The sequence below is a fragment of the Streptomyces sp. NPDC058662 genome (genome assembly GCF_042716255.1).
Lineage (GTDB): Bacteria > Actinomycetota > Actinomycetes > Streptomycetales > Streptomycetaceae > Streptomyces.
On sequence record NZ_JBHXRU010000079.1, the window covers coordinates 22,334 to 30,167 of the forward strand.

Consider the following 7,834-nt stretch of genomic DNA (forward strand, 5'->3'; position numbering starts at 1 on the left):
GCTTCGCATGTGCTGGTGTGTCGGGTCTCAGGTGCGGGGCTAGAGCTCTTCAAGGGGTCATTTCCCCTCTGTGTGCCTGAATGCCCGTACTCGATCGGCGTAGATGCTGTGATGCTCCGGAAAACTCTTGGTCGCGAGAAAGTTCAGCAGTTCTTCAGCGCCATGGAGTGGGAGAATAGGACCCGTCTCCGCCAAGCGTCGTGATAGTAGATGGAATGCGCGAGTGCAGTGATTCCTGCGCAAATAGTCAAGGGCAACGACGGATGAGTGGGAGAGGCCGGGTTCAAACTCTTCAGCGATCCTCTGACTCAGCTCGGCCACTCCTTTTTCGTAGCCCCTGAGGCGGAGAGTGCTCAGCAATTCCAGCGGGGCGTAGGAGCTGCCCAGGTGGAGAGTGCTCACGGACTCAGAAACCCGCCTGAGGAATCGGTGAGCCATCTCGCTTTCGCCTGCCACGAACAGATTTGCGATAAATGGATGGATCCTAATCGTGTTCGTAATGTCGGCGGTGTGTGCGATACTGCGAAGCTTTGTCCGTGCACGCTCGTCTAGATCGGACCCCGGCTCGATGTAGTTGATGAATGCCGCAAGCATCTCGGCGTCCATGTCTTCCTGTTCGAACTGAGCCAGTGCAATCTTGTGGCCAAAATCCCTTATGTCGTCATTCCCGGAGCTTGTTAGATCCTCAATTAGTGAGGCCGTAGACCAGAAATCCTTCATCTCAATGTCGCCTATTGAGCGGCTGATCGAGCGGGCGTATAGGTGAGCCGCTTCGGCTTCTCCCGCCATGCTCAGTTCTCGATAGATAACCCCCATCTCCAGCGGCGGTCCGGTGGTGAGCAGTTCCGGCGTCTTGGCGATCCGCTGCACCAATCGATCTTTCTGTGTTGGGTGCTGATGAAAATCAATCAAGGCCCATCCGACCGTCATGGTGTCGCTCAAGTCGAGATTGTCGATAAACCTATCCGCCGTTGCCCGAGATGCTGCGGGATCCATAGATGGGTTGCTAAGGAGTGCGGCCACCGCGATCGGGTCACCCTCGGAAGCGAGCTCTGACCAAAGGAAGGCAGATTCCTTGAACATTCCGCGCTCGTCCGCTGCTCGCGCGAACGCTGCCAAGGATGAATAGTCGGTAACGTGAGAGGTCACCACTTTCCAGAAACTGGCAGGGACAGGCAGTTGAGAGCGCTCAGCCTGAGAGTGTTGTACAAGGTAATCGGCTAGGCGAAACCGCAGGTCGCAGCCCTCTTCTCCCTGGCGTACCTTGAGCATTGGGCGGGCGGCGCCACGTAGCTCGGTCCCAGCGTGAGTCAAAGAATTCGCGAACCAGTCTTCAGTCAAGCCGCTCCATTCCTCATCGGACAGGTATCCCGGTGACGCTTCTCGTAGAAACTTCTCACTCAAGGAATCTGGGCGTCCGACTGCGTATGCATCCATTGCGGCGGAGAGGATCGCCCATGTGCCGGGATTGATGTCCCGGCAGTCGTTGAAGAACTCCAACAGTGCAGGCCCTGCTGCGATGTACTGCGTGATGCGGCCAGCTGATGCATTAATGGCTGCGCGGAGTCTAGGGTCGCCCTCCGCTGCTTTTGATAGCACTGTGGGTTCGAATCGATTGTCTATGTCGATTCGAATCGCCCTGTGGCTCAAGAGTGCTTTACTCTGCGGGAAAGATCCGGTCGGGTCTGTTAGCTGCTGCCAGTAGCGAGGCCATATGGTGCCTACCAGCTTGACGCCGGCATTCTCGTCCAAAAATGTTCTGAGTGATGCGGCTGCTTGTTCGCCGCCATCGGGGAGTAGATAGTCCTGTAGTTCATTGAGCCATATTATGGTTCTCGGGTTCAATGAATTTGACGTCAGTGCTTCCAGGAGAGCTTCTGGCTTGTTAGGGGATATGGGGTGATACAGGAGCCATCCGGGCATCGAGCGAACGGCCTCGTAAGCTGCTCTTGTCTTGCCGGTAGACGAGCCGCCTGCCAATATGAGGAGATTTGACCCATCACCCTTGAGGGCAGTCCGCAGCTGAAAGTCATGAGCCCGTTCTATGTAGCGGGGAAGCCCGCTAGGTGCCCCATCCATTTGAATAGGGCGGTGCACTTCGAGGGTGAGAGGGTCGTTATAGCTCTCCACTGGTCGGCCAAGCCAAGGTCGCTTACTGCTCTCCGCGTCGGCTTGGCGGGAGCGAGTTTTGAGGATGGCTGCTTTGCGGAGTTCCTCGAAGCGAGCTGGCTCTCGGGTCAGGCTGCGGTGTGTCGAGGACGTCAGCACGGCGACGAGTGCCGCGAGATCCATTTTTCGTGACGGCACCGCCTTTGCGTGCATCCAGTCACTGATCGACGAGGGGCTGGCCGATGCCGTCCCCCGACCCTCGGAGATCTTCCGCGCGAGTGACCGGAGCGTAGGGCTGCCTGCCTCTGCATACAGAGCCTGCAACGCCGACGCCAAGTCCTGCTCGGACTCAGGGTGTGCCGTCACTTCCCCTCCATTCGTGTCCGAGTTCGGAACCTGTCCGCCTCCGGACGGTCCGGACAGCGCGCTGGCCTGGGGTTTTCTTACCGACGGGATGGCCACGTGTCGCCGGACAGGTGTTGTTCTGGCGGTCTGGTGACGTCACTGAACGAACACGACGTGATCGGAGTCCTGTCATGACCCTCTTTAGCCAGGTGCCGTGGCTGTTCAACGAAGTGCCGGATGCGCTGATCGTGGTGCTCCTCCTACGTGCCTGCCGGCCCTTGGTCCTGCTGACAGCCTTCTGGACAGCTTCATATCGCGCGCCGCGCGAACACCAGGCACGGCTCTTCAGCATCCTTGCCGCGGCGGTCAAGGCCGCGCACGTCTCAGAGAAGAGGGGCTCAGGCCCGCAGGGCTTGCAGTAGGGCAGGTGAACGACACGTGGACGGTAGCGCTTACGGCCACTAGTTGGTTGCGCTTCCGCCCAGTTCAGCAGGGGCAACGTTGCGGCGTGCTTTAGCTCCCGCTCGTGCGAGATCTGGCTTTGTCGAGCGGGGCCGTCTTGGGGCCGTCGAAGGGCGGCCCCGGATGGCCAGCGACCACCACTAACAACCGCAACAGACCCGGCACCTGATGGTGCCGGGTCTGTCGTTTTCGCTGCTAAACCCATGTGTCCAGCCACATCCGGCCGCGCCAGGAGTCCATGGGCAAGGTCTGGCCCGTGTAGATCGGCCAGAAGTAGATGAAGTTCCACACGATCAGCAGGACCAGGACTCCCGCCCCGATCGCGCCCAGCGCCCGGCGGCGCTCGGTCGAGCCCGCCGGGCCCAGCAGGGCGCCGATCATCATCGCCACCGCCAGGCACAGGTACGGGACGAAGACGACCGCGTAGAAGTAAAAGATGGTCCGCTCCTGGTAGTTGAACCAGGGCAGCAGGCCGGCGGCCAGGCCGCAGGCGATGGCGCCCGCCCGCCAGTCGCGGCGGAAGAACCACCGCCACAGCACGTACAGCAGCGCGAAGCAGCCCGCCCACCACAGCAGCGGCGTGCCCAGTGCCAGCACCTCGCGGGCGCACTTGCCCGCCTCGGTCGCCGGACAGCCGTCGGTGCCGGGCGCGGGGGACTCGTAGAAGTAGGAGACGGGGCGGCCCAGGACCAGCCAGCTCCACGGGTTGGACTCGTAGGTGTGGCCCGAGGTCAGACCGACGTGGAAGTTGTAGACCTCGGTCTCGTAGTGCCACAGGCTGCGCAGCCACTCCGGCACGAAGGACAGCGAGCTGCCCCGGTCGTGCTTGGCCGCCCAGTCGCGCAGGTAGCCGCCCTTGCCGTTGTCCGGGCTGAGGATCCAGCCCGACCAGGACGCCACGTACGTCACGACCGCGACCGGGACCGTCGAGACGAAGGCGGGCAGCGCGTCCCGGCGCAGCATCGCCGCGTACGGGGCGCCCGCGCCGGCCGTGCGGCGCGCGGCCGCGTCCCACAGCACGGTGAGGACGCCGAAGAAGGCCAGGACGACGAAGCCGTTCCACTTGGTGCCCGCCGCCAGGCCCAGGCAGACCCCGGCCAGGATCCGGTACGGGCGCGGGCCCAGCCGCAGCGTCTCCGCGATCCGCAGATCGGGCCGGGTCCGGCCCTCGTCGTCCACCGGGAGCGCGTCCGCGAGTCTCGCGCGCGCCTTGTCCCGGTCGATGACCAGCGCCCCGAAGGCGGCCAGCACGAAGAACATCAGCACCAGGTCCAGCAGCGCGGTGCGGCTCATCACCAGGTGCAGTCCGTCCACCGCGAGCAGCGCGCCCGCCAGGCAGCCCAGGAACGTCGAGCGCAGCAGGCGCCGCCCGATCCGGCACAGCATCAGCACGGACAGGGTGCCGAGCACGGCGGTCATGAACCGCCAGCCGAAGGGGGTGAAGCCGAACATCCACTCGCCGAGCCCGATGACCCACTTGCCGACGGGCGGGTGCACCACGTAGCCCGGGTCGAGCGGCAGGGAGATCCCGTCCGGGTTGGCGAGGATCGACTTGTCGATGTCCTTCGGCCAGCTCGCCTCGTAGCCCTGGCGGACCGTGGCCCAGGCGTCCTTGGCGTAGTACGTCTCGTCGAATATCACCGCCTTCGGGCTGCCGAGGTGCACGAACCGCAGCACCCCGGCGACGAGCGCCACCAGCAGCGGCCCCGCCCACGCGAAGATCCGCTGCCAGGTGCCCCACACCCGCGGGGGGAGTCCGAAGGTCAGCCACAGCTGCGGGGACGGCTTGGCGTACGGGGGCACCAGGCGGGCGCGCAGGTCCACGCGCGCCGTCCCGGACGGCGCCGCGTAGCCGAAGGCGCGCAGCCGGCGCGCCCAGGTGGTGGGCTCTTCTTCGCGTCCCGCCGGTGGGGCGGGAGGGGCCCCCGCGGGGCTGGGCGGCGGCGTCGCGGTACTGGTCACCGGGTCATCGTAGGGAACGCGTCTGCGGGCGCCCCAGTCCCCACGTGCGTTGCGGCCGGTGCGCCGCCCTTCGCCGCGGCGGCCCGGCGCCTTCTCCCGCGACGGACCGGCGCCCTTCACCGCCGTGGCCCGGTGCCTCGCAAGTCCCTGATGAGAGGATGATCCGGTGACCACTGATCAGCCGCACCGCGTCGAGCCCACCCCGTCCGCAGCCGACCCGCGGGGCGTCCTCGTCCTGGCCGGCACCCCCATCGGGGACCTCTCGGACGCGCCGCCGAGGCTCGCGGCCGAACTGGAACGGGCCGACGTGATCGCCGCCGAGGACACCCGGCGGCTGCGCCGCCTGACGCAGGGCCTCGGCGTCCACACCACCGGGCGCGTCCTGTCGTACTTCGAGGGCAACGAGTCGGCGCGCACCCCGGAACTGGTCGAGGCCCTGGAGGCGGGCAAGCGGGTCCTGCTCGTCACCGACGCCGGAATGCCCTCGGTGTCCGACCCCGGCTACCGGCTCGTCGCCGCCGCCGTCGAGAAGGACCTCAAGGTCACCGCCGTGCCCGGCCCGTCCGCCGTACTCACCGCGCTCGCCCTGTCCGGACTGCCGGTGGACCGCTTCTGCTTCGAGGGCTTCCTGCCGCGGAAGGCGGGCGAGCGCCTCGGCCGGCTGCGCGAGGTCGAGGGCGAGCGCCGCACGCTCGTCTACTTCGAGGCCCCGCACCGGCTCGACGACACGCTGGCCGCGATGGCCGAGGTCTTCGGCGCCGACCGCCGGGCCGCGGTGTGCCGCGAGCTGACCAAGACCTACGAGGAGGTCAAGCGGGGCGGCCTCGGCGCCCTGGCCGCCTGGGCCGCCGAGGGCGTGCGCGGGGAGATCACCGTCGTCGTGGAGGGCGCCCCGGCCGCCGGGCCCGCCGACGTCGACGCGGCGGAGCTGGTGCGCCGGGTGCGGGTGCGCGAGGAGGCGGGGGAGCGGCGCAAGGAGGCCATCGCCGCGGTCGCGGCCGACGCCGGGGTACCCAAGCGGGAGGTCTTCGACGCCGTCGTGGCGGCAAAGAACGCGGAACAAAAGGTGCCGTAATCCGGTAAAGGGCTAACCTGAAAAGCAAAGCTCAGACCGCGCACCGGGCGCTTTGGGCATGAGTCGCCCAAGGACCGTCCAACACTGGACAGGACCTGATGCGCTCCCGCCCGGAGAGGCGTCCACTGGCAAGGGCCCCAGTGGAACAAGAGGAGCTCGCATGAGTGAGATCGCAGACACCCCGCTCACCCCGGTACCCGCCGCCGCGCCCGCGCCCGCCCCGGCCGGCGTGCAGACCGTGCACGAGGCGTACTCCTTCGCGTGCATGCGGTGCGGATACGGCTGGGAACAGGCGTACGAGATCCAGCACCATGTCGACGGCCGCGGCCAGCCCTTCATCATGTACGTGGTCAACGGCGAGCGGGTGCCCTCGCCGCTGTCCAACCCGACCTGCCTGAACTGCGGCGGACACGTCGTACGGATCATGCGCGCGGGCCAGGTCTCCTCGGTGCTCGGCATGCTCGACCAGCTCTACCACCACCCCGTCGCCCCCGGCATCGCCGGACCGGTCCCCGCGGGCGAGAGCCTTCCGCGCACCCCCAAGCCGCACGGGACCTCCCCGCGCCACGACGCCCCGGGACCCGTCCTGATCGACGAGGCCGAGCGGCGCGGCGGGCCCCTCTCCCGCCTCCTGGACCGCCTGCGCCGGTCATAAGATCGGCTGTATGAGCTCTCGCCCCGCCCCCTCCGAGGCTGCCGCCTCCAACGCTGCCGTCTCCAAGGATGTGCCGCCGCCGCTGCCCGACCCCCTCCGGGTGGCGGTGGCGGACTCGCACACCCACCTGGACATGCAGTCCGGCACGGTCGAGGAGGCCCTCGCGAAGGCCGCCTCCGTGGGCGTGGGCACCGTGGTGCAGGTGGGCTGCGACGTGAAGGGCTCCCGGTGGGCCGCCGAGACCGCCGCCGCGTACGAGAACGTGCACGCCGCCGTGGCCCTGCACCCGAACGAGGCCCCCCGCATCGTGCACGGGGATCCCGACGGCTGGTCCCGCCAGGGCGCCCGGGCCGGCGGCGGGGAGGCCGCGCTCGACGACGCACTCGCCGAGATCGAGGCGCTGGCCGCGCTGGACCACGTCAAGGCGGTCGGCGAGACCGGCCTGGACTACTTCCGCACCGGGCCCGAGGGCATGGCCGCGCAGGAGCGCTCCTTCCGCGCCCACATCGAGATCGCCAAGCGGCGCGGCAAGGCACTGGTCATCCACGACCGCGAGGCGCACGCGGACGTCCTGCGCGTGCTGCGCGAGGAGGGCGCCCCCGAACGGACCGTCTTCCACTGCTACTCCGGCGACGCCGAGATGGCCCGCGCGTGCGCCGCCGCCGGGTACTACATGTCCTTCGCCGGGACGGTCACCTTCAAGAACGCGGCGCAGCTGCGCGAGGCGCTGGCCGTCGCCCCGCTGGAGCTGGTGCTCGTCGAGACGGACGCGCCCTACCTGACCCCCGCGCCGTATCGCGGACGGCCCAACGCGCCGTACCTCATTCCGCTGACCGTCCGGGCGATGGCGGCGGTCCGCGGGCTCGACGAGGACGCGATGGCCACCGCCCTGGCCGTCAACACCGCGCGCGCCTTCGCCTACTGACGGTCCCCCGATCCCGCCACACTGAGTAGTCGTACGACTTTGGTCGGTGACGGCCGCTCCGCTATGGTGCCGTGCCCCGACCAGAGGGTGCCGGACCACCAGTGGAGCGAGCGTCGTGAGCGATACGCAGGGCAGTCACCGCCGCGGCGGTCCCGTCCCGGGGGCGTACGAGGCCGAGTCCCCGGCCGGGCCGGACACCCGGGCCCACTCCGCGACCGCGACCGCGCCGGGGCTGCCCGACGCGCCCGCCCCCGCCGGCGCCCCCGGGCCGGGGGTGCCCGCCCCGCGCGGCCTCGACGGC

6 protein-coding genes and 1 pseudogene are annotated in these 7,834 nt (G+C 67.9%); 5 read left to right on the top strand and 2 right to left on the bottom strand.

Translation table 11 applies throughout. The features are described from left to right. Nucleotides 1-57 precede the first annotated feature (57 nt). Entirely contained in the window at nucleotides 58-2,475 is a 2,418-nt protein-coding gene (locus ACFWUQ_RS23780; RefSeq protein ID WP_384541394.1) for a hypothetical protein, read from the bottom strand. A gap of 170 nt (nucleotides 2,476-2,645) precedes the next feature. On the opposite strand from ACFWUQ_RS23780, the gene ACFWUQ_RS23785 reads away from it, so the two are divergent. Continuing rightward, nucleotides 2,646-2,876: a hypothetical protein gene (locus ACFWUQ_RS23785; RefSeq protein ID WP_384541397.1), complete on the top strand. Its 231-nt coding sequence runs from the start codon at nucleotides 2,646-2,648 to the stop codon at nucleotides 2,874-2,876. A 235-nt stretch (nucleotides 2,877-3,111) separates the two neighbouring features. On the opposite strand, the gene ACFWUQ_RS23790 is transcribed toward ACFWUQ_RS23785, so the two are convergent. Then, the gene (locus ACFWUQ_RS23790; protein WP_384541400.1) at nucleotides 3,112-4,878 is read right to left on the bottom strand and encodes a dolichyl-phosphate-mannose--protein mannosyltransferase; all 1,767 of its coding nucleotides are present in this window, start codon (nucleotides 4,876-4,878) and stop codon (nucleotides 3,112-3,114) included. A gap of 166 nt (nucleotides 4,879-5,044) precedes the next feature. On the opposite strand from ACFWUQ_RS23790, the gene rsmI reads away from it, so the two are divergent. The 4 genes and pseudogenes from rsmI to ACFWUQ_RS23810 all read left to right on the top strand — a co-directional run. After that, nucleotides 5,045-5,953, top strand: a complete 909-nt coding sequence (rsmI, locus tag ACFWUQ_RS23795) for a 16S rRNA (cytidine(1402)-2'-O)-methyltransferase (RefSeq protein ID WP_384541402.1) — start codon at nucleotides 5,045-5,047, stop codon at nucleotides 5,951-5,953. A gap of 160 nt (nucleotides 5,954-6,113) precedes the next feature. Next, the gene (locus ACFWUQ_RS23800) at nucleotides 6,114-6,608 is read left to right on the top strand and encodes a hypothetical protein (RefSeq protein WP_384541404.1); all 495 of its coding nucleotides are present in this window, start codon (nucleotides 6,114-6,116) and stop codon (nucleotides 6,606-6,608) included. Between the two features lie 10 nt (nucleotides 6,609-6,618). Then, nucleotides 6,619-7,533, top strand: coding sequence for a TatD family hydrolase (locus ACFWUQ_RS23805; protein WP_384541407.1), 915 nt, complete (start codon nucleotides 6,619-6,621; stop codon nucleotides 7,531-7,533). 115 nt (nucleotides 7,534-7,648) lie between these two features. Beyond that, nucleotides 7,649-7,834 (top strand): annotated as a pseudogene (locus ACFWUQ_RS23810) (hypothetical protein); the annotation flags it as partial.

Coding starts and splice junctions, on each gene's coding strand:
- ACFWUQ_RS23785 (WP_384541397.1), top strand. CDS start 2,646: ATGACCCTCTTTAGCCAGGTGCCGTGGCTGTTCAACGAAGTGCCGGAT.
- ACFWUQ_RS23800 (WP_384541404.1), top strand. CDS start 6,114: ATGAGTGAGATCGCAGACACCCCGCTCACCCCGGTACCCGCCGCCGCG.
- ACFWUQ_RS23805 (WP_384541407.1), top strand. CDS start 6,619: ATGAGCTCTCGCCCCGCCCCCTCCGAGGCTGCCGCCTCCAACGCTGCC.